This window comes from Massilia sp. CF038, from assembly GCF_900129765.1.
Lineage (GTDB): Bacteria > Pseudomonadota > Gammaproteobacteria > Burkholderiales > Burkholderiaceae_D > Telluria_A.
Genome location: NZ_FQWU01000001.1, coordinates 1 through 21,254, shown reverse-complemented (window position 1 = coordinate 21,254; position 21,254 = coordinate 1). Strand labels below are relative to the sequence as shown.

21 protein-coding genes are annotated in these 21,254 nt (G+C 62.9%); 4 read left to right on the top strand and 17 right to left on the bottom strand.

What is annotated here, in order from left to right; genetic code table 11:
* Positions 1-35: 35 nt before the first annotated feature.
* The 12 genes from paaZ to paaA are packed head-to-tail and all read right to left on the bottom strand — an operon-like array spanning position 36 to position 11,755.
* The gene (gene paaZ, locus BUC24_RS00105) at positions 36-2,102 is read right to left on the bottom strand and encodes a phenylacetic acid degradation bifunctional protein PaaZ (protein ID WP_073212075.1); all 2,067 of its coding nucleotides are present in this window, start codon (positions 2,100-2,102) and stop codon (positions 36-38) included.
* A 19-nt stretch (positions 2,103-2,121) separates the two neighbouring features.
* Positions 2,122-2,718 (bottom strand): phenylacetic acid degradation protein PaaY, encoded by a 597-nt coding sequence (paaY, locus tag BUC24_RS00100; protein ID WP_073212074.1) that lies wholly within the window; start codon positions 2,716-2,718, stop codon positions 2,122-2,124.
* 9 nt (positions 2,719-2,727) lie between these two features.
* Entirely contained in the window at positions 2,728-3,942 is a 1,215-nt protein-coding gene (gene pcaF, locus BUC24_RS00095) for a 3-oxoadipyl-CoA thiolase (protein WP_178372451.1), read from the bottom strand.
* Between the two features lie 15 nt (positions 3,943-3,957).
* A complete protein-coding gene (gene paaK, locus BUC24_RS00090) occupies positions 3,958-5,271 on the bottom strand; it encodes a phenylacetate--CoA ligase PaaK (protein WP_073212073.1) in 1,314 nt (437 codons plus the stop codon).
* Positions 5,272-5,284: 13 nt separating this feature from the next.
* Complete coding sequence (paaI, locus tag BUC24_RS00085) at positions 5,285-5,710, bottom strand: hydroxyphenylacetyl-CoA thioesterase PaaI (RefSeq protein ID WP_229447927.1); 426 nt, start codon at positions 5,708-5,710, stop codon at positions 5,285-5,287.
* Positions 5,703-7,259 (bottom strand): 3-hydroxyacyl-CoA dehydrogenase PaaH, encoded by a 1,557-nt coding sequence (gene paaH, locus BUC24_RS00080; protein ID WP_073212071.1) that lies wholly within the window; start codon positions 7,257-7,259, stop codon positions 5,703-5,705. The genes paaI and paaH overlap by 8 nt, the downstream gene beginning before the upstream one ends.
* 1 nt (position 7,260) lies before the next feature.
* Positions 7,261-8,061 carry a 2-(1,2-epoxy-1,2-dihydrophenyl)acetyl-CoA isomerase PaaG gene (gene paaG / locus BUC24_RS00075; RefSeq protein WP_373887961.1) on the bottom strand — a complete coding sequence of 267 codons (801 nt, stop codon included), beginning with the start codon at positions 8,059-8,061 and terminating at the stop codon, positions 7,261-7,263.
* A 10-nt stretch (positions 8,062-8,071) separates the two neighbouring features.
* Positions 8,072-9,148: a 1,2-phenylacetyl-CoA epoxidase subunit PaaE gene (paaE, locus tag BUC24_RS00070; protein WP_073212070.1), complete on the bottom strand. Its 1,077-nt coding sequence runs from the start codon at positions 9,146-9,148 to the stop codon at positions 8,072-8,074.
* Positions 9,149-9,166: 18 nt separating this feature from the next.
* Positions 9,167-9,685: a 1,2-phenylacetyl-CoA epoxidase subunit PaaD gene (gene paaD, locus BUC24_RS00065; protein WP_073212069.1), complete on the bottom strand. Its 519-nt coding sequence runs from the start codon at positions 9,683-9,685 to the stop codon at positions 9,167-9,169.
* Positions 9,685-10,452: a 1,2-phenylacetyl-CoA epoxidase subunit PaaC gene (gene paaC, locus BUC24_RS00060; protein WP_073214517.1), complete on the bottom strand. Its 768-nt coding sequence runs from the start codon at positions 10,450-10,452 to the stop codon at positions 9,685-9,687. Before paaC ends, paaD begins: the two co-directional genes overlap by 1 nt.
* A gap of 8 nt (positions 10,453-10,460) precedes the next feature.
* Positions 10,461-10,745, bottom strand: coding sequence for a 1,2-phenylacetyl-CoA epoxidase subunit PaaB (paaB, locus tag BUC24_RS00055; protein ID WP_073212068.1), 285 nt, complete (start codon positions 10,743-10,745; stop codon positions 10,461-10,463).
* Between the two features lie 23 nt (positions 10,746-10,768).
* Positions 10,769-11,755: a 1,2-phenylacetyl-CoA epoxidase subunit PaaA gene (gene paaA, locus BUC24_RS00050; RefSeq protein WP_073212067.1), complete on the bottom strand. Its 987-nt coding sequence runs from the start codon at positions 11,753-11,755 to the stop codon at positions 10,769-10,771.
* Positions 11,756-11,861: 106 nt separating this feature from the next.
* Here paaA and paaX point away from each other — a divergent pair, with 106 nt between their 5' ends.
* Positions 11,862-12,788 (top strand): phenylacetic acid degradation operon negative regulatory protein PaaX, encoded by a 927-nt coding sequence (gene paaX / locus BUC24_RS00045; protein WP_073212066.1) that lies wholly within the window; start codon positions 11,862-11,864, stop codon positions 12,786-12,788.
* On the opposite strand, the gene BUC24_RS00040 is transcribed toward paaX, so the two are convergent.
* The 3 genes from BUC24_RS00040 to BUC24_RS00030 form a co-directional block, all read right to left on the bottom strand.
* Entirely contained in the window at positions 12,756-13,499 is a 744-nt protein-coding gene (locus BUC24_RS00040) for a hypothetical protein (protein ID WP_073212065.1), read from the bottom strand. The genes paaX and BUC24_RS00040 overlap by 33 nt on opposite strands.
* 39 nt (positions 13,500-13,538) lie before the next feature.
* Positions 13,539-13,799, bottom strand: a complete 261-nt coding sequence (locus tag BUC24_RS00035) for a DUF2442 domain-containing protein (protein ID WP_073212064.1) — start codon at positions 13,797-13,799, stop codon at positions 13,539-13,541.
* Between the two features lie 101 nt (positions 13,800-13,900).
* The gene (locus tag BUC24_RS00030) at positions 13,901-14,986 is read right to left on the bottom strand and encodes a TRAP transporter substrate-binding protein (protein WP_073212063.1); all 1,086 of its coding nucleotides are present in this window, start codon (positions 14,984-14,986) and stop codon (positions 13,901-13,903) included.
* A gap of 242 nt (positions 14,987-15,228) precedes the next feature.
* Here BUC24_RS00030 and BUC24_RS00025 point away from each other — a divergent pair, with 242 nt between their 5' ends.
* The 3 genes from BUC24_RS00025 to BUC24_RS00015 all read left to right on the top strand — a co-directional run bounded on the left by BUC24_RS00025 (position 15,229) and on the right by BUC24_RS00015 (position 19,292).
* Positions 15,229-16,359, top strand: a complete 1,131-nt coding sequence (locus BUC24_RS00025; protein ID WP_073212062.1) for a M14 family metallopeptidase — start codon at positions 15,229-15,231, stop codon at positions 16,357-16,359.
* A gap of 149 nt (positions 16,360-16,508) precedes the next feature.
* On the top strand, positions 16,509-17,132 hold the full coding sequence (locus BUC24_RS00020; RefSeq protein ID WP_073214514.1) for an OmpW/AlkL family protein: 624 nt from the start codon (positions 16,509-16,511) through the stop codon (positions 17,130-17,132).
* A 51-nt stretch (positions 17,133-17,183) separates the two neighbouring features.
* A complete protein-coding gene (locus tag BUC24_RS00015) occupies positions 17,184-19,292 on the top strand; it encodes a hybrid sensor histidine kinase/response regulator (protein ID WP_229447920.1) in 2,109 nt (702 codons plus the stop codon).
* On the opposite strand, the gene BUC24_RS00010 is transcribed toward BUC24_RS00015, so the two are convergent.
* Both BUC24_RS00010 and BUC24_RS00005 read right to left on the bottom strand, forming a co-directional pair.
* The gene (locus tag BUC24_RS00010) at positions 19,279-19,920 is read right to left on the bottom strand and encodes a glutaredoxin family protein (protein ID WP_073212061.1); all 642 of its coding nucleotides are present in this window, start codon (positions 19,918-19,920) and stop codon (positions 19,279-19,281) included. The two genes, BUC24_RS00015 and BUC24_RS00010, sit on opposite strands and share 14 nt — an antisense overlap.
* Before the next feature lie 59 nt (positions 19,921-19,979).
* A complete protein-coding gene (locus BUC24_RS00005; protein WP_073212060.1) occupies positions 19,980-21,068 on the bottom strand; it encodes a TRAP transporter substrate-binding protein in 1,089 nt (362 codons plus the stop codon).
* Positions 21,069-21,254: the final 186 nt, after the last annotated feature.

Genomic DNA, 21,254 nt, shown 5'->3' with positions numbered 1-21,254 from the left:
TGGGCCCCCGCCTTCGCGAGGGCGATGTGGTGGGTTTATTGCACCACGTGCAGCGCGCGCTTCATCACCAGCGTCAGAATGTCGTAACTAGCCACCAGCTCATCGTTCTGATTGGTCACCTGCACATCCCACGCCACCACGCCCTGTCCCACACCCTTTTCGTCGGTGCGGTTGCGGTCCACCTTGCGCTTGCACGTCAGGCGCGCGCGAATCGTGTCGCCAATGGCCACCGGCGTGATGAAGCGCAGATTATCCAGCCCGTAATTGGCCAGCACCGGCCCTGGCGCTGGCGATACAAACAAGCCTGCCGCCGCCGACAGCACGAAGTAGCCGTGCGCGATACGCTTGCCGAACTGCGAATCCTTCGCTGCGATTTCGTCAAAGTGCATGTAGAAGAAGTCGCCCGAAATGCCGCCAAAGGCGACGATGTCTGCCTCGCTCACGGTGCGCCGGTGGGTCAGCAGCGAGTCGCCCATCTCCAGGTCCTCGAAGTACTTGCGGAATGGGTGAAGCTCGCTCTCGCGCACCGCGGCGCCGCGCACATACTCACCCGTGATCGCCGCCAGCATGGTGGGCGAACCCTGTACCGCAGCGCGCTGCAGGAAGTGGCGCACCGCCCGGATGCCGCCCAGCTCTTCGCCACCACCGGCGCGGCCAGGACCGCCGTGCTTAAGTTGGGGCAGCGGTGAGCCGTGCCCGGTCGAATCAACCGCCGCTTCGCGGTCCAGCACCAGCACGCGCCCGTGCGAGGCAGCAGCCACCGGGACCGCCTTGGCAGCGATCATCGGATCACGCGTCACCAGCGTGCTGACCAGGCTTCCCTTGCCACGCGCGGCCAGCGCTAGCGCCTCATCCAGATCGGCATAGCCCATCATGGTGCTGACCGGGCCAAAGGCCTCGACATCATGCACCGCGTCGTTGTTCATGCCGTCGCGGCACAGCAGCAGCGTTGGCGAGAAGAAGGCACCGTTTGCCGCGCCCTCACCCACCGGCGCAAAGCCATCGGCGGCGCCAAACAGCGTTTCGTTGCCGCGCGCAAGCATGGCCACGCGCTCGCCCACATCGCGGTGCTGATCCATGGATGCCAGGGCGCCCATGCGCACGCCTTCCAGCGACGGGTCGCCGACAACAATCTTGGACAGGCGCTGGCGCAAGCGCTCGCCCACTGCCTCGATATGCTGGTGCGGCACGATGATACGGCGGATGGCCGTACACTTTTGGCCGGACTTGCCCGTCATTTCGCGTGCGACTTCCTTGACGAACAGGTCGAATTCCACATCGTCCGGCGTGACATCCGGGCCCAGGATGGCGCAGTTGAGCGAGTCCGCTTCGGCAGTAAAGGGGACCGAATTGGCGATCAGGTTCTTGTTCACACGCAGTTTGGCGGCAGTGTCGGCCGAGCCGGTGAAGGTCACGGCATCAAAGCCGCCCAGGCGGTCCAGCAGGTCACCGGTGCTGCCGATGACCAGCTGCAGCGCACCTGGCGGCAGCAAGCCGGAATCGTGGATCATGCGCACCACCGCTTCTGTCAGATAGCTGGTAGCGGTGGCCGGCTTGCCGATGCAGGGCATCGCCGCCAGGAAGCTGGGCGCGAATTTTTCAAGCAGGCCCCAGATCGGGAAGTTGAAGGCATTGATGTGCACTGCCAGCCCGCCGCGCGGCACCAGAATGTGGGTGCCGGCAAAGCCGCCATTTTTACCCAGCGCCAGCGCCGGCCCTTCATGCAGCACGTTTGACGACGGCAGCTCGCGGCTGCCCATGCTGGCGTAGGCGAACAAGGTGCCGATGCCGCCTTCGATGTCGACCCAGCTGTCGGGACGGGTCGCGCCGGTCAGGTGCGACACCTTGTACAGCTCTTCCTTGCGCTCCATCAGGTATAGCGCCAGCGCTTTGAGAATCTGCGCGCGTTTCTGGAAGTCGAGCGCCATCAAGGCCGGCACGCCAGTCTTGCGGGCGTAGGTGACGGCTTCGTCGAAGTCGATCTTTTCGGCGTGCGTGTGATAAATCAGCGCGTTGTTCAGGGCACTGTGCAGCGGCATGGACGCTTCGGCGCCGAGCCAGCGGCCGCCAATCAAGCTTTGCAGGGTTGCTACTTTGGACATGGGAGTCTCTCCGGAATAATCAGTTTTTTGGGGCGTGCATGTCGGGGCCAAAGTCGATCCGCTTGCGGTCCGCTTCAGGTTCGGTCAGGGCGTCCACTTCGCGCATGGTCTGCATCGAGCGAATCGCCAGGTCGTGGTATTGCCTGGTGCCGAAACTCTTCCAGGCGATGTCCTTGTCTTCCAGTGCGCGCACCACGCGCGCGGGCGCGCCCATCACCAGGCTGCGTGGCGGGATGATCATGCCGGCCTTCACAAAACTCATCGCGGCAACGATGGACTCTTCGCCCACCACGGCCTTGTCCATGACCACGGCATTCATGCCGACCATGGCGTTGCGCAGCACGCGGCAGCCGTGCAGCACGGCGCCGTGGCCAATGTGGCCGTCAATGCCGACTACCGTATCTTCACCTGGAAAACCGTGCATCACGCAGGTATCCTGCAGGTTGGCGCCTTCTTCCATGATCAGGCGCCCAAAGTCGCCGCGCAGCGACGCGAGCGGACCAATATAGCAGCGCGGGCCGACAATCACGTCGCCAATCAGCACCGCGCTGGGGTGCACATAGGCGCTCGGGTGCACCACCGGCCGCACCCCATCGATTTCATACACCTTGACCATGGCAGTCTCCTATACGCGTTCGACGATCAGTGCGATGCCCTGCCCCACGCCAATGCACATGGTGCACAGCGCGTAGCGGCCACCAGTGCGGTGCAGCTGGTTGACGGCCGCAAGCACCAGGCGTGCGCCCGAGGCGCCCAGCGGGTGGCCGATGGCGATCGCGCCACCATTCGGGTTGACGTGGGCAGCGTCATCGGCCAGGCCCAGATCGCGCGTGACTGCCAGACCCTGGGCGGCAAAGGCTTCATTGAGTTCGATCACGTCCATCTGCCCAATCGACAGGCCGGTCATGGCCAGCACCTTTTTGGACGCGGGCGATGGACCGAAGCCCATGATGCGCGGCGCCAGGCCCGCAGTGGCCATGCCGACCACGCGCGCGCGCGGCGTCAGGCTGTGGCGGGCGGCTGCTTCGCTGGAAGCGAGCAGGATGGCGCAGGCGCCGTCATTCAAACCCGAAGCATTGCCGGCCGTGACGGTGCCGTCCGGCGTGACCACACCTTTGAGTTTGGCCAGCATCTCGATGCTGCTGTCAGGACGCGCATGTTCATCGGTATCGAACAGGCGCGATTCCCCTTTTTTCATGGGGATCGTGACGCCAATGATCTCTTCCTTGAACACCCCGGCAGCATGGGCGGCCGCCCAGCGCTGCTGGCTGCGCAAGGCAAACGCATCCTGGTCGGCGCGGCTGATGCCGAATTCCTTCGCCACGTTCTCGGCCGTTTCGGGCATGCTGTCGATCCCGTACTTCGCTTTCATAAGCGGATTGACGAAGCGCCAGCCGAGCGTGGTGTCTTCAATCCTGGCTGCGCGCGAGAATGCGCTGTCGGCTTTGCCCATCACGAATGGGGCGCGCGTCATGCTCTCTACACCGCCAGCGATGATCAGACTGGCTTCACCCGACTTGATGGCGCGCGCGCCCATGCCCACCGCGTCCAGACTGGAGCCGCACAGGCGGTTGATGGTATTGGCTGGCACTTCCGGCGGCAAGCCTGCCAGCAGCGCCGCCATGCGTCCAATATTGCGGTTGTCTTCGCCGGCCTGGTTGGCGCAGCCGTAGTACAGATCATCCACCGCGGTCCAATCCACCCCGCCGTTGCGCGCCATCAGGGCGGCAATGGGCAGCGCTGCCAGATCGTCGGCGCGCACGCCAGCCAGGGAGCCGCCGTAGCGGCCGAAGGGGGTGCGAATGGCATCGCAAATATAGGCGTCGATTATTTTGCTCATTGTCTCTCCAGAGTTCTAAGGCGTCGGCCGCTGGTCGATCACGCGCTTGGCCTTGCCGGTCAGCGTGCGTTCGATGCCTTCGGGCGGCACCAGCGTGACCTTCGTTGTCACACCGACGAAGGTCTTGATGTTGTGTTCCAGCTCGCGCGCGGCGGCGGCGATGCTGTCTTGGGCTTGTCCGGGGTTGCGCAGTTCCGCGCGCACGGCCAGGCAGTCCAGATGGCCCTCGCGCGAGACCACCAGCTGGTAATGCGGCGCCAGCGCGGGCATCTTCAGGATCAGTTCCTCGATCTGGCTGGGGAAGACGTTTACCCCACGAATGATCAGCATGTCGTCGGAACGCCCATTGATCTTGCCCATGCGGCGCATGGTGCGTGAGGTCGGCGGCAGCAGGCGCGTCAGATCGCGCGTGCGGTAGCGGATGATCGGCAGCGCTTCCTTGGTCAGCGAGGTGAATACGAGTTCGCCCTCGGCGCCATCGGGCAGTACCTCGCCAGTAACGGGGTCAATGATCTCGGGATAAAAATGGTCTTCCCAGACGACCGGGCCGTCCTTGCTCTCGATGCACTCGCTGGCCACGCCCGGTCCCATGACTTCCGACAGGCCGTAGATGTCGACCGCATCGATCCCGGCGCGGTTTTCGATCTCCGTACGCATGGCGTCAGTCCAGGGCTCGGCGCCGAAGATGCCGATTTTGAGCGAGGACTTGGCGGCATCCATCCCCTGGCGCTTGAATTCTTCAATAATATTAAGCATGTACGAAGGCGTGACCATGATGATCTCGGGCTCGAAGTCGCAAATGAGCTGTACCTGCTTTTCGGTCTGCCCGCCCGACATGGGGATCACGGTGCAGCCAAGGCGCTCGGCGCCGTAGTGCGCACCCAGCCCGCCTGTAAAAAGGCCGTAGCCGTAGGAGATATGCACACGGTCGCCCGCGCGTCCGCCCGCCGCGCGAATCGAGCGCGCGACCACGTTGGCCCAGGTATCGATGTCGCCCTGCGTGTAGCCCACCACGGTGGCCTTGCCGGTGGTGCCGGACGAAGCGTGCACGCGCACGACTTTCTCGCGCGGTACCGCGAACAGGCCAAAGGGATAATTGTCGCGCAACGTCTTCTTGTCGGTGAACGGGAACTTGGCCAGGTCCGCCAGCGTGCGCAAGTCTTCCGGGTGCACGCCTGCCGCGTCAAACGCCGCCTTGTAATGCGGGACGTTGTCATAGGCGTGCTTGAGCGTCCATTTCATGCGCTGCAGCTGCAAGGCTTGCAGCTCGTCGCGGCTGGCCATCTCGATCGGCTCCAGATCGCCGGGCGCGGGAATACGTTGAACCATCGTGTTTCTCCTTCTAGGAGGCCACCAGACCGCTGATGCGATGCGATTTTCCGCGCAGGAGGGCCACAGTGCGCCCATCCTGATTGGTGACCTTGACGTCGTAGACGCCGGTCTTGCCGGACAAGGCCTGCTCCACCGCCTCCGCGGTCAGCAGGTCGCCCAGTTGTCCCGGTGCGAGATACTCGATGGTGCAGCCTGCGCCCACCGTATTGTGGTTATGCGAATTGCAGGCAAACGCGAACGCGCTATCTGCCAGCATGAAAATGTAGCCGCCGTGACAGGTCTGGTGGCCATTGAGCATGTCCTGCCTTACCGGCATGGTCATGCGCGCGTAGCCTGGGCGGATCTCGGCCAGCAGCATGCCCAGCGCCTGACTGGCGGGGTCGCGCTCGAACATGGTTTTGCCGGCCAGTTCAGCCAGTGCCTGCAAATCATCCATGAAAACGGCTTCCATTGGCCAGTTTGCGGCGCAGCAGCGGCGAGACACGGTAGCGGTCTTCGCCGTAGGTAGCGGCCAGATTCGACAGCACCGTCACGATATGCGCAATGCCCACCGTATCGGCCCAGGCCAATGGCCCGCGCGGATAATTGACGCCCTTCTGCATGGCGATGTCGACCGCTTCGGCCGAGCATACGCCCTGGTTGACGGCATCGGCCGCTTCGTTGGCCAGCATGGCCACGGTGCGCATCACCACCATGCCGGGCACGTCATCAATCTGCGTGACTTCCAGGCCGGTGGCCTGGAACAGGCCGACCGTGGCCAGCCAGGCACTCTCGCTGCACTGATCGGCACGCGCCAGCGCAATGCGGGTGGCGCCGGCAGCATCGAACTGCAGGTCGTACAGCACCGTGTCGGGATGCTTGTTGGCGTTCGCCCGTTCCGTGGCGGTGCGGCCATCGGTCAGGAAAATCGCGGCGCCGGTGCAGTGGAAACCAGGGGCTTCGTTGTGGCCAGCGCCCGGCAGCGGTTTGCGGTGGGTGACGGTGTAACCAGCCTCCCGCAGACGCAATTCAACCGGCTCGGTGACGGCGTTCTTGACGCCTGGCTCCATGCTGATGCCGACCGTTTCGGGCCGGCTCTGGCGCGCCATCGTCTGCGCCACGGGTTTGGCAGCGTCCTCGCCGTAGTGATAGAAGCCACGGCCCGATTTACGTCCCAAAAAGCCGGCGTTGACCATCTCTTGCTGCAGCACCGACGGCATGAAGCGCGGGTCGCCGTAGTAGGCATTGAAGACCGACTGCGTGACCGAAAAATTGACGTCGTGGCCGATCAGGTCCATCAGTTCGAAGGGGCCCATGCGGAAGCCGCCCGCTTCGCGCATCAGTACGTCCAGCGTGGCGGGATCGGCGGCTTGCTCGGACAGCAGGCGCAGCCCTTCAGCGTAAAACGGGCGCGCCACGCGGTTGACGATAAAGCCCGGCGTGGATTTGGCATGCACCGGGTTCTTGCCCCATGCCGCAGCCGTGGCATACACGGTGTCGGCCACGTCCTGCGCGGTTGCCAGGCCGCTGATCACTTCCACCAGCGCCATCAGCGGTACCGGATTAAAGAAGTGCATGCCCACCAGACGCTCGGGACGGCGCAGCTTGGCGGCAATGGCGGTCACCGAAATGGACGAGGTATTGGTGGCCAGGATGCAGTCGTCCGCCACAATTTTTTCCAGGTCCGCAAACAGCATGCGCTTGACGTCGAGGTTTTCAACGATGGCTTCGATCACCAGCGCGGCGCCATCGACTTCGTGCAGATCGCCGAGGCGGTGCAGGCGGGCGTTGGCAGCGGCGGCTTCGTCACCGCTCATGCGGCCTTTTTCCACCAGCTTGCCGTAGACCTTGCCGATGTCGGCAATCGCCTTGGCAACCGCGTCGGGCCGGGTGTCGAACAGGCGCACCTGGTAACCCGATGCGGCCGCAACCTGGGCGATACCGGCACCCATGGCGCCACTGCCGATGACGGCGACAATGCTGTCCTTTGCGAGTGCTGCGGCCATCTTATTCTCCCGTAAAGTGCGGTGCGCGTTTGGCGATGAAGGCAGCCACACCTTCGCGGTAATCGTGGCTGTAACCGAGTTCGCGCATCATCTCGCCTTCGAGCTTGAGCTGCTCGGGCAAGGTGTTGGCGTAGCTGGCCTGCAGCGCGCGCTTGGTGAATGCCAGTCCCTTGGTCGGTGCAATCGCCAGGTGGGCGGCCATGCTGCGCGCTTCGTCCATCAGGCCTTCGTCGGACACGCAGCGCCAGATCAAGCCCCACTGCTCGGCATTTTCAGCGCTGATTTTTTCGCCCAGCATGGCCATGCCCATGGCGCGCGCGTGGCCCACCAGGCGTGGCAGATGCCAGGTGCCGCCCGTATCGGGAATCAGGCCAAGCTTGCAGAACACTTCGACAAAGCTGGCCGATTTGCCGGCCAGGACGATGTCGCAGGCCAGCGCAATGTTGGCGCCGGCGCCCGCCGCCACGCCATTGACGGCGCAAATCACGGGCATGGGCAGCGCGCGCAGCGTCATGACCAGTGGTGCGTAGTAGGTCTCGACCGAGAAGCCCAGGTCGACGCCTTGCGCGCCCGGTTCCACCGCACGATCGGATAGATCCTGGCCCGCGCAAAAGCCGCGCCCCGCACCGGTCAGCAGCAGCACGCGCACCGACTTGTCGGCCTGGACGTGGTCCAGCGCGGCGCGCACTTCGCGGTGCATCGCGACGGTGAAGCTGTTCAGTTTATCGGGACGGTTCAGCGTCAGGGTGGCGACGCCATTCTCGATCTGGAACAGGATATTTTCGAAGTCAATGTTCAGCATGGGGTCCGCCTTATTCAGCCTGGTCAAAATCGACGATCACCTTGTCGGTGACGGGGAAACTCTGGCAGCTCAGTACAAAGCCGCGGGCAATCTCGTAGTCTTCCAGCGCGTAGTTCGCATCCATGTCGACTTTGCCGTCGATCAGTTTGCAGCGGCAGGTCGAGCATACGCCACCTTTGCAGGAGTAGCGCATGTCGATGCCGGCGCGCAGACCGGCATCCAGAATGGACTCCTTGTCCTTGTCCATCGTGAAGCTGGTGTGGTTGCCGTCCATGATGACCGTGACTTCGGTCTCGTGACGCTCACCGGCCACCTGCGCGCGCGGTTTGTGCTCGTGCTTGGGAATACTGGCCGCGAACAGCTCGACCTTGATATTTTGCTTCGGCATGCCCGCTTCCTGCAGTGCGCTCGACACGCCGTGCATCATGTCCTCTGGGCCGCAGATGAAGGCCACGTCGATATCTTCCACCCGCACCCAGTACTTGAGGAACTGCGCGCACTTCTCTTTGGTGATGCGGCCGTTGAACAATTCGATGTCCTGCTGCTCGCGGCTCATCACATAGGCCAGATTCAGGCGTTCGGTGTAGATATCCTTCAGGTCCGACAGTTCGTCCTTGAAGATCACCGATGACGAGGCGCGATTGCCGTAAAACAGGGTGAAGCGGCTGTTCGGTTCGTGCAGCAGCGTGGTCTTGATGATCGACAGGATCGGCGTGATGCCGCTGCCGGCCGCAAAGGCCAGATAGTGGCGCGCGTTCTCGGGCGCCAGCGCCACATTGAAGTGGCCCATGGGTGGCATCACTTCCAGCTGCATGCCCGGCTTGAGATGTTCATTGGCCCAGCTGGAGAACAGTCCGCCCTGGGTGCGCTTGATGGCAACGCGCAGGCAGTTGTCCTGCACCGCGGAGCAGATCGAATACGAGCGGCGCACATCTTCACCTTCAATCTGCGCCCGCAGCGTCAGGTGCTGGCCCTGCTGGTAGCCGAAACTGGGCTGCAGATCGGCCGGCACCTCAAAGGTCACAGCGATGGTGTCGCGCGTTTCGTTGTGCACGCGCGCGACGGTCAATGGATAAAATTTACTCATGGGTGGCCCGGGTTTGCCTCAGTGGCACTTGAAATAATCGAAGGGTTCGCGGCAGTCCAGGCACTTGTACAGCGCCTTGCACGGCGTAGAACCGAACTGGCTGGTCAGCTGCGTGTGCTGCGAGCCGCAATTCGGACAGCTCACCACCAGCGGTGGCGCGGCGCGCCGCTTGACGCCAGCATGCAAGCCGCTGATGTCAATCACCTGCTGGGCTGGCGGTGCAATGCCGTAGCCCTTGAGTGCAGCCTTGCCTGCCTCGCTCATCCAGTCGGTGGTCCAGGCCGGCGACAGCTGCGTCACCAGGCGCACATCGCGCAAGCCATGCACATGCAAGGCCTGCTCTACCGATTCGGCAATCACCTGCATCGCCGGACAACCCGAATAGGTGGGCGTGATGGTGACCACGCAGGCGTCGCCGTCGAAAGCGACATCGCGCACGATGCCCAGGTCGACCACCGAGATGACGGGGATCTCCGGATCGGCCACTTCGCCGAGCCAGGACCAGACTTCCGCCACGCTGGCCGCTTGCGCGTTCATTACCACTCGCTGCCGGGATAGGCGCGCTGCAGGAACTGCATCTCGGCCAGGATGTAGCCCAGGTGCTCGCTGTGGCGGCCTTGCTTGCCGCCCTTCTGCATCCACGCTGCCGGATCCGGCATGGTCAAGGTGGCTTCGGCGAAAATCTCGCTCACATGCTCCATGAACTGGGCGCGCAAGCCTTCGGCGGCGGGCGCCACGCCCTGCGCCACCATCGCTTCATCGACCGCGTCGTACAGGAACACTTCGCCCGAGTACATCCACAGTGCGTTGACCGCCGCCTGGGTTTTGGCATGGCTTTCAGGCGTCCCGTCACCCATGCGCACAATCAGGTCGCCGCTGCGGCGCAGGTGATACGTCACTTCCTTGATCGATTTTTCGGCGATTTCGGCGATGCGCACATCGCTAGCCTTGGTCAGGCCCAGCATCAGGAAGTAGTGCCAGGTATCGAAGTAGAACTGGCGCACCATGGTGTCGGCGTAATTGCCGTTGGGCTGTTCCAGCAGCAGGCAGTTGCGCATCTGGTGGGCGTCGCGCAGGTAGGCCAGCTTGTCCTCGTCGCGGCCGGCGCCTTCCAGTTCGCCCGCGTAGGTCAGCCACATGCGGGTCTGGCCCAGCAGGTCGAGCGCGACGTTGGTCAGTGCCATGTCTTCTTCCAGCGCCGGGCCTTTGCCGCACAGCTTGGACAACTGCTGCGACAGGATCAGGGCATTGTCGCCCTGGCGCAGCAGGTAGTCGAATTTGACCCCGTCGATCTTCTCGTTCACTGGCGCGCTCACAGGTTTTTGACTTCTTCCGGCATCGGGAAGAAGGTCGGGTGGCGATAGACTTTGTTATTCGACGGCTCGAACAGCGCCGTCTTGTCGCCCGGGCTGGAGGCGACGATGTCGGCCGCACGCACCACCCAGATCGACACGCCTTCGTTGCGGCGGGTGTAGACGTCGCGCGCATTGTTGACCGCCATTTCAGCGTCGGACGCGTGCAGACTGCCCACGTGCTTGTGCGCCAGGCCGTGCTGGCTGCGGATGAAGACTTCCCACAGTGGCCATTCTTTACTCATGTCGCTCTCCAGTTGATTCGAACTTACGCGGCTGCGCGCGCGCTTTTTTTATCGGCGTAGGCCACCATGGCGTCGCGGAACCAGGCGCCGTCGTCCCAGGCCTTGACGCGGGTCGCCAGGCGCTCGCGGTTGCACGGGCCATTGCCCTTGAGGACGTTATTGAATTCGCTCCAGTCGATGGTGCCGAATTCGTAGTGGCCGGTCTCGGCGTTGAACTTCAGGTCAGGGTCGGGAATGGTCAGGCCCAGGTACTCGGCCTGGGGCACGGTCTGGTCGACCATGCGCTGGCGCAGCTCATCGTTGGAGAACAACTTGATGCGCCACTTGGCCGACTGCGCGCTGTTGACCGATTCGGCGTCGGACGGGCCGAACATCATCAGCGACGGCCACCACCAGCGGTTGAGCGCATCCTGCGCCATGGCTTTTTGTTCGGGCGTGCCTTTGGCCAGACTCATCATGATGTCGTAGCCCTGGCGCGCGTGGAAGGATTCTTCCTTGCAGACGCGGATCATGGCGCGCGCGTATGGACCATACGAGCAGCGGCACAAGGGAATCTGGTTGATGATGGCCGAGCCGTCGACCAGCCAGCCCACGGCGCCCATGTCGGCCCACGATAGAGTGGGGTAATTGAAGATGCTGGAGTACTTGGCCTTGCCCGAATGGAGGGCGGCGAGCAGCTCGTCACGCGAGACGCCCAGCGTTTCGGCGGCGCTGTACAGATACAGGCCGTGGCCTGCTTCGTCCTGGATTTTGGCCAGCAGGATGGACTTGCGCTTGAGCGTAGGCGCACGCGTGACCCAGTTCCCTTCCGGCAGCTGGCCCACGATTTCCGAATGCGCGTGCTGCGAAATCTGGCGCACCAGCGTTTTGCGGTAAGCGTCCGGCATCCAGTCTTTTGCTTCGATCTTGACGCCGGCGTCGATGCGGGCCTGGAAGGCGAGCTCGTCCGCGCCCATGTCCTCGGCCGTCTGAACTTTTTGAAGGCCGGTTTCTACCAATTGTGCGTACATGGTGCTTCTCCCGTTTGCAAAGGCTGTAGATCCATAATACGATACAGTTTTTGACTTAGTCCACCTATTTTTGTGAATCATATCGATTCCGCGTTAAGATTCATATATGAAACAAATCACCAGCACCGAATGGATAGCCGCATTTTTGGCCAACGACCCGCCGCGCTCGAAGTCGCTGGTGATGACAATTTTCGGCGACGCCATTGCCCCGCATGGCGGCACCATCTGGCTGGGCAGCCTGATCGAGTTGCTGGCGCCGTTCGGCGTCAATGACCGGCTGCTGCGCACCAGCGTGTTCCGCCTGGCGCAGGAAGGCTGGCTGGTGGCCAACCGCGACGGGCGCCGCAGTTCGTATGCCATCCTGCCGCAGGCGCTGCCCCGCTTCGAGCGCGCCAACCGCCGCATCTACGCGCCCCTCACCGCGCACTGGGATGGCAGCTGGACCATGCTGCTGGCGCCGAATGGTGCGGTGGACGCGCCGACCCGCGCACAGCTGCGCAAGGAGCTTGAGTGGGAAGGCTATGCCATGATCTCGAATGGCATCTTTGGCCACCCGGTGGCCAGCCCTGACGTGATCGAAGAAATCCTGCAGCGCCACGGCGCCCAGGGCAAGCTGCTGGTGTGCCGCAGCAGCGAACTGGCGGGCGTATCGAGCCGGCCGCTGCGCGAGCTGGCCGCCGAAGGCTGGGATCTGTCCATCGTCGAACAAGGCTACCACCGCTTCATCAGCGAGTTCCAGCCTTTGCTGGCAGCGTTGGAGGCCGGTGAATCAGCCGGCCCCCAGCAGGCATTCATGATCCGCACGCTGCTGATCCACGCCTACCGCCGGGTGCAGCTGCACGATCCGATGCTGCCGGTGGAACTGCTGCCCGACCCCTGGCCCGGTTCGCAGGCTTATGAACTGGCGCGCGCCGTGTACCGCCTGACCTATGCTGCGGCCGAGACCCATATTATGCATGCCCTGCTGCGCGAAGAGCTGCATCCGCCACCTGCGGACCCCTCATTTTTCCTGCGCTTCGGCGGCCTTGTTTAAGCGGCCGATCGCATCCCACAGGCGCTCGACGGCGACGCCGTGGCGCGCGTAGTAATCCTTCGACACACCCAGATAGTAGGTTTGTTCGAACAGCGGTAGCGGCAGCATTTCGATCTTGCCCGCGAACGGCGGCTGCGCCATCAGCTGCAGGCCCTCCGCTTCGAAACCCGCTGCCGCATCGCCGCGCCCGGCCAGCATCTTGGCGAAATTGATGGCCAGTGAACGGCCTTCCTGATCGAACGGCACCTGGCGTGCGCGCAGCACCTCGCTCAGCACCAGACTGCCAAAGGGCACCAGCACTTTACGATCAAGCCCGCTGATGCTGACACCGTCAAACTTGACCTGGCCACCGACAGGGCGGAACAGCGCCACCCGCGCGCGCACGGTGGCGCGGGTGCTGTCGGCCAGGCCGCCCTGCATCGGGTACTGCGCGAACGGCAGCACTGCAGGAAGGTATGGCGTGAGAGGATAGGCGTGTGCCGTACCGCGTTCGACTTCAACCCGGCAGCGCGCCACTGGGGCAACCAACAGGGTGAGCTTGAAACCGGCTTCGCGCGCGGCGCGCTCAACCAGGCGGCCGACGGTGCCACCGCCTTGCGGCGTTAAATAGGGAAGATGGGCATGCTGGTCGACGCACATCCGCAGTTCGGCCGCCAGGCCAAAGGCCGGGGCAAACAGGACAGCGACCAGCCATTTGCGCTTGGGCGACACAGACACTCCCGCGGAGTTTGTGTCGCCATTGTACGGCGCTTAGCAGTCGTAGTGGAAGGTACTGTTGGGCGATGCGACAGGATTGCGCAGCGATTCGAGCGTGAAGTCCAGATCGAGGTCCGGCCAGTACAGGCGGGTGGAGCTGACGTAACGCACCTTGCAGATTTGCGGAACGGTCGCGTGCTCGAACCAGGGGAATTCGACGAACGGCAGGTACAGCTCTTCCTCGCCGCACTGAATCCAGAAGCCATAGCTATTAATGCTAGTGACTTTTGCCGATTTCAAGAAAATACCAATCATGTAAAACCTCCATTACGGACCCGCCTTGTCGACGCGCACCGGCTAAATTAACAGCGACGCCATTACGCGTTTTGACTTAAAACAAAAACAAGCTGAACAAATTACTTGCGTCCGGCCGATATCAGATAATTCTGCATCTGCGCCTCCGCCACCGAGGCCCACATATTTTGGTCCTGGCGAAACCGTTTCCATGGCTCGTAAATCTTTTTGAACTTGGCGTTCTTGGCCGCCTCTTCATCCATCACTTCCTGCGAAAACTTGTACGCCGCATCCATGATCGGCTTGGAGAAGGTGTTCAGTTTGGCGCCGCTCTTGAGCAGCCGCGCCAGCGCCGCTGGATTACGCGCGTCGTACTCGGCCTGCATCACGACGTGGGCCTCGTAGCTGGCCGCCTCCACCGCTGCCTGATATTCCTTGGGCAGTTTTTCCCAATCCTTGATGTTGACGTAAAACGACAACTGCGGTCCCGCCTCCCACCAGCCTGGCGTGTAGTAGAACGGCGCCACCTTGGCCAGGCCCAGTTTTTCATCGTCGTACGGGCCGACCCACTCGGCCGCGTCGATCGTGCCTTTTTCGAGCGCCGGGTAGACATCGGCACCGGCAATTTGCTGCGGCACCGCGCCCATGCGCTCCATCACGCGGCCAGCAAAGCCGGCGATACGGATCTTGAGTCCCTTGACGTCGGCCACGGTCTTGATCTGCTTGCGGTACCAGCCGCCCATTTGCGTGCCGGTGTTGCCACCAAGGAAGTTCACCACACCATAGCCGCGGAAGAACTCACGCAGCAAATCGCGCCCGCCGCCCTGCTCGTACCACGCCGTTTGCTGGCGCGAGGTCAGCCCGAAAGGCATGGCGGTATCGAACGAGAACGTCGGATCCTTGCCGAAGTAATAGTAGGACGCGGTGTGGCCCATTTCCACGGTACCGGCCTGGACCGCGTCAAGCACTTGCAGGCCCGGTACGATCTCGCCACCTGCAAATGCGCGAATCTGGAATTTTCCGCCGGTCAGCTGCGATACGCGTCGCGTAAATACATCGGCGGCGCCGAATATCGTGTCCAGCGTCTTCGGAAAGCTCGACGCCAGTCGCCAGCTCACTGCCGGCAGCGCTTGCGCGAGGGCGGGCGCGGCAACCATGCCCGTACCTGCACCCACTGCTGCACTGCTAAGGAAGGACCGACGACGCATGCGACTCTCCTGGTGTTCCTGTCAACTTGTTGCCATTACCAACATGACAATGAGCTGACAATTGTATCTGTTTGTTTGAGCGAAAGCGAAGAAAGTGTCATGAAATGTGAAGCCTCTGTTTCTTTACAAGAACACATTGGATGAGTATGGCGCAAGCTTGTTTCGAGTGCATGACATCCGGCCAGGCGTTATCATGGCGCCACGGGTTCGCGCCCTCCCATTTATTCAGCCAAGGACACACAATGTCGATCAAAATCAGCTCCCAGTTCGACGCTGGCGCTATCGACGTCGTCCGCGCCACCAGCGCCGACGCCATCGACCTGAACATCCGCAAGGATTCGCATGCCGACATCACGCAATGGTTCTACTTCCGCCTGCAAGGCGCGCAAGGCCAGGCTTGCACCATCCGCTTTTTAAACGCCGGCAAAGCCGCCTACCCTGACGGCTGGAACGACTATCAAGCCATGGCCAGCTACGACCGCGTGAACTGGTTCCGCGTGCCGACCAGCTTTGACGGCGACGTGATGACCATTTCCCACACGCCGGGCATGGACAGCGTGTACTACGCTTACTTCGAACCCTACTCGTGGGAGCGCCACCTGGAACTGCTGGACCGTGCCCAAATGTCGGAACACGTGCGCATGCTCGACCTGGGCAGCACCGTTGACGGACGCGACATCAATGCCCTGGTCATCGGCGACCCGGCGGCGGCGAAAAAAGTCTGGGTCATCGCACGCCAGCACCCCGGCGAAACCATGGCTGAATGGTTTGTCGAAGGCATGCTCGATGCCCTGCTCGACCCGGCCGACGCCTTTGGCCGCCAGTGCCTGAAGGAAGCCGTGTTCTACGTGGTGCCAAACATGAATCCGGACGGCTCGGTGCGCGGCAATCTGCGCACCAACGCCGCCGGCGCCAATCTGAACCGCGAATGGCTGAATCCGACCATGGAACGCAGCCCCGAAGTGTTCGTGGTCAAGCAGAAAATGCACGAGACTGGCTGCGACCTGTTCCTCGACGTGCACGGCGACGAAGGCTTGCCGTACGTGTTTGTGGCCGGCAGTGCGGCCCTGCCGACTTTTACCGCCGAGCAAGCAGCACAGGAAAAAGCCTTCTCCGACCTGTACAAGGTGGCCAGCCCGGACTTCCAGGATGTACACGGCTATGGCGACTCGCCTTACACGCCGGAAACCTTGAGCATGGGTTCGCCCCACATCACGCACGCCTTTGGCTGCCTGTCGCTGACGCTGGAGTTGCCGTTCAAGGACAATGCCAACGACCCGGACGCGCATAGCGGCTGGGACGGCGCCCGCAGTTCGCGCCTGGGCGCGGCCGTGTTGCAGCCGATTCTGCATACCTTGCGCACGGCGAAGTAACGCGCGCCACTGCCATCGCCTGCTTCGCGCGGGCGATGGCAGTCATACGATTCATGAATTGTCTTTTTTGATTTGCATCAACGATTTTATTGAGGCGAGTCAATAAACTTCATCGCATACCCATTTCAAAAACGATGAAGGACGCAAGCATGAAACGCACTACCCTCTCCCTCCTGAGCGCCACCCTGGCCACCGTCTTTAGCGCCGCCGCGCCCGTGGCAAGCGCGCAGGACAGCCCATGGCTGGTGCGCGCACGCGCGGTCCACCTGTCGCCGGCCGACAAATCAGCGCCCATCGGCGGCGTGGGGGCAGCCGACCGTCTGACCGTGGAAAGCCGCACCATTCCAGAATTTGACATCAGCTACTTCTTCAGTCCCAACCTGGCTGCCGAACTGGTGCTGACGGTCCCGCAAAAACACGATGTCATGCTCGATGGCGCGCGCATCGGCAGCTTCCGTCACTTGCCGCCTACGCTGCTGGCGCAATACCGGTTTGATCCCGTGGGCCAGTTCACGCCCTATCTGGGCGCCGGCCTGAACTACACACGAATTTCCAGCGTGCATCTGCTGGACGGCGCTGCCGACCTGGACAACCACAGTGTGGGCCTGGCCCTGCAGGCCGGTGTCGATGTCGCCATCGACCGCCACTGGTCGATCAATGTCGACATCAAACGTGTCAATATCCGTAGCGACGTGCGCCTGGGCGGCATGGTTGTCAGTGAAGTGAAGGTCGATCCGACCCTCATTGCCGTCGGGCTCGGCTATCGGTTTTAGCGCGCACGATTGCGCGGCGCGCGGGAAACGGGGTTCATGCGAAAATATTGCATGGACAAAATCTCCTGGCAACCGCGCAGTTTTGACGGCGATGGCGACGTGCGCGCGCGCCTGCGTGCGCTCGACTGGCAAGCCTCGCCGCTCGGTCCGCCAGTCCATTGGCCGCAGGAACTGCTCACCACGGTCAATTTGATCCTCAGTTCAAAGTTCCCCATGTTTGTCGCCTGGGGCCCCGAACTGGGCTTCCTGTACAACGATGAGTACGCCGCCATCATGGGTGACAAGCATCCGGCCGGGCTGGGCCAGCCGTTCCGCACGGTTTGGCCGGAAATCTGGAGCGACATTCTGCCCATCATCGATGCGGCCATGGCCGGGCGCGCGTCCTACTTCGAAGACTTGCCGCTGTTGATCGATCGGCGCGGTTACCCCGAGCCGGCCTGGTTCACCTTTTCGTATTCCCCGATGGAAGACCGGGCCGGGACCGTGGCTGGCCTGTATTGCACCGTGGTCGAAACAACCCCGTCGGTCGTTGCGCGCCAGGCGCAAGCTTTCCAGCTGCACCTGGCCGATCTGCTGCGCGACCTTGCCTCCGCCGACGCGGTGGTCGCCGCCGCCAGCGAAAGCCTGGGGCGCCAGCTGGGCGTCACGCGCGTGCAGTACTGCGAGGTCGATGACGAGCGCGGTGTGTTCAGCGTGCGCGGCGGCTGGATGCAAGGCGCCGCCGCCAGCATCGAAGGCCAGATCCGCCGTCTCGACGATTTTGGCCCCGAGGTGGTGGCCCTGCTGCGCGCCGGCGAACCAATGGTGGTCAACGACGTGGCACGCGACCCGCGCACGTCTGCCTTTTCCGAAGCCTACGCGGCGCTCGGCATTGGGACCAACCTGGCGCTGTCACTGATCAAATCGGGCCGCATGACCGCCATTTTGTCGGTGCACGATGCGCAGCCGCGCCAGTGGACCACGGCCGAGGTCCAGATGGCACGCGACATGGCCGAGCGCACCTGGTCGGCCATGGAAAACGCCAGTACCCAGGCCGAACTGCGCGAGGCAAACCAGCGCAAGGACGAGTTCCTGGCGATGCTGGCGCACGAGCTGCGCAATCCCCTCGCGCCCATCAGCGCGGCGGCCGAGCTGATGGAAAAATCGGTACTGGACGGCCCGGCCTTGCGCCGTACCAGCGCCATCATCAGCCGCCAGGTGCGCCACATGACGGGGCTGGTCGACGACTTGCTGGACGTGTCGCGCGTCACCCGCGGCCAGGTCAAGATCGAACCGAGTCCGCAAGACATGAAGGCGGTTGTTGCCAGCGCGGTTGAGCAGGTCAAACCCATGATCGAAGCGCGCCGCCATCAGCTGGCGCTGACGCTGCCGCCGGAACCGGTCGAAGTGCTGGGTGACGCCAACCGGCTGGTGCAAATCCTCACCAACCTGCTCAACAACGCGGCCAAGTACACGGCCGACGGCGGCCAATTGCGCCTGTCGATGGAAGCAGACCTGGGGCAGGTGCTGGTGCGCGTGAGCGACAACGGGATCGGGATCGCGCCTGATATGCAAACCCGCGTATTCGAACTGTTTGCCCAGGCCGAACGCACGTCCGACCGATCGCAAGGCGGCCTGGGTCTGGGACTGGCTCTGGTGCGCAGCCTGGTTGAGCTGCACGGCGGGCGGGTACGCTGTCTGAGCGACGGCGCCAACCGCGGCAGCACCTTTGAAGTGCGCCTGCCACGGCATCGGGCCATCAAGCAGTCGGTGCAAGCCACAGCGGCACCGCCAGTGGCCGGCGGGCCCGAGAACATCATGGTCGTGGACGACAACGAAGATGCGGCCGTCATGCTGGCGATGCTGCTGGAAGCATCAGGCCACACGGTGCTGGTGGCGCACCGCCCAACTGACGCCATTGCGCTGGCGGCGCAGCATGCGCCAACGGTGTGCATTCTTGACATCGGCCTGCCCGACATGGACGGCTACCAGTTGGCAGAGCACCTGCGCGCGATGCCGGAAACAGCGCACGCGATGCTCATCGCCGTCACCGGCTACGGCCAGCAGAACGATCGCACGCGGGCGTTGGAGGCGGGCTTCGACCAGCATCTGGTCAAGCCAGTGGAGGCCGAGCGCCTGCTGGCCCTGATCGCTCAGGGGCGTGCGCTCAGCGTGCCTTGACGGCAGCGGCGGCGGACGCCATCAATTCATCATCATTGAAACCGTCAAAGCGGTTGTAGCCGACGTAGGTGAGCGGATAGCCGGTACCGGCCAGGGCGTTGTAGGCCAGCTGGCCGCGCTCGGACGCCTCGACATTGATGTCATCAAACGGAATCTGCTGTTCGGCAAACAGGGCGCGCTGCTTGGCACAATAACCGCACCAGGTGGTGCCGTACAGGACCACCTTGGGCCGGCCCTGGGCATCGAAGTGATTACTCATTGCCATTTTTTCGGCCCGGGTCAGCACGTCCGATCCGAACGCTTCCGCCAGCGCACCGGCGACCGGCTTGACGTCGCTGCCACGCACCATGCGCTTGCCGATCATGGTGGTCGGATACGCATCGACACCATATTTGCGCGCCAGCCGGCCATCGGGTCCGGCCAGATCGATTTCGGTGAAGTCCACCTTGCGCGCCTTGAGGGTGGCACGCAGACCCTCGCAATGTTCGGCGCAATTGGGTCCGGTGAACAAGATCACCAGCGGCTTGCCCGCCTTGTCGGTCACTGGCGCGGCCGTGAAGGGGTTGCCGTGCTTGTAGAACTGGAAGGCGCCAAAGGCGAGGCAGATGACAAAGACGATTCTGAGCATGATGGTCGGGTCGGGGAAAGCGGTCCCTGCGGCGCAGGGACCGAATAGCGGATTATCGCTTATTTGGCACGCCCGGCGTTGATCAGGAATTGCTGCATGGTTGCTTCCGAGACGGACGCCCACATGTTCTGATCCTGACGGAAGCGCTGCCAAGGCTCGTACACCTTCTTGAATTTGGCATTCTTGGCCGCTTCTTCACGCATCACATCCTGGGCGGCCGCATAGCAGCCGTTCATGATGTCCTTGGAGAAGGTGCGCAGCTTGATGCCATTCTTGAGCAGGCGCGCCAGTGCTGCCGGGTTCTTGGCGTCGTACTCGGCCTGCATCACGATGTGCGCCTCGTAGGTGGCCACTTCCAGCGCTGCCTGGTATTCCTTGGGCAGCTTTTCCCATTCCTTGATGCCGACGTAGAACGAGAAACTGGCGCCTGCTTCCCACCAGCCTGGCGCATAGTAGAACGGCGCCACTTTGTACAGGCCCAGCTTTTCATCGTCGTACGGACCCACCCATTCCGCGGCGTCAATGGTGCCTTTTTCCAGCGCCGGGTAAATGTCGCCGCCGGCCAGCTGCTGCGGCACCAGGCCCAGGCGCTCAAGCACCTTGCCGGCAAAACCGCCCACGCGCATCTTGGTGCCCTTCAGGTCGGCCACGGACTTGATCTCCTTGCGGAACCAGCCACCCATCTGGGTGCCGGAATTACCACCCAGGAAGTTGACGATGCCGTAACCCTTGAAGAAATCGCGCATCAGTTCGCGTCCGCCGCCCTGCTCGTACCAGGCGGTGTGCTGGCGCGAAGTCAGGCCAAACGGCACCGCGCAGTCGAAGGCGAAGGTGGCATCCTTGCCGAAGTAATAGTAGGAAGCGCTGTGGCCCATCTCGACCGTACCGGCCTGGACCGCGTCCATCACTTGCAGGCCCGGCACGATTTCACCGGCAGCGAAGGTGCGGATATTGAACTTGCCCCCGGTCAGTTGCGCCACGCGCTTGGTGAGCGTGTCCGAAGCGCCGTAGATGGTATCGAGGGTTTTGGGAAAGCTGCTGGCAAGGCGCCAGGTCACGGCAGGCTGCGACTGCGCGATGGCCGGGGCGGCGATGATGCCAGCCGAGGCGCCCAGCGCCGCCTTGCCGATGAAGGAACGACGTTGCATTTGTTGTCTCCTTGGAATTGTAAGAATGCAGGCCTAGTGTATTGGCGAGGCTGCAAGCGTGCAACTCAATTCGACGCGGACCCTACATCGCCCTCTATACGTCACGAAGACGTTATGATTCCAGGGACGCTTGGAAAACCGAGCGCAGGCAGGCTGAATCGTCCTCAAGGCCGTGAGCCTGTTTCG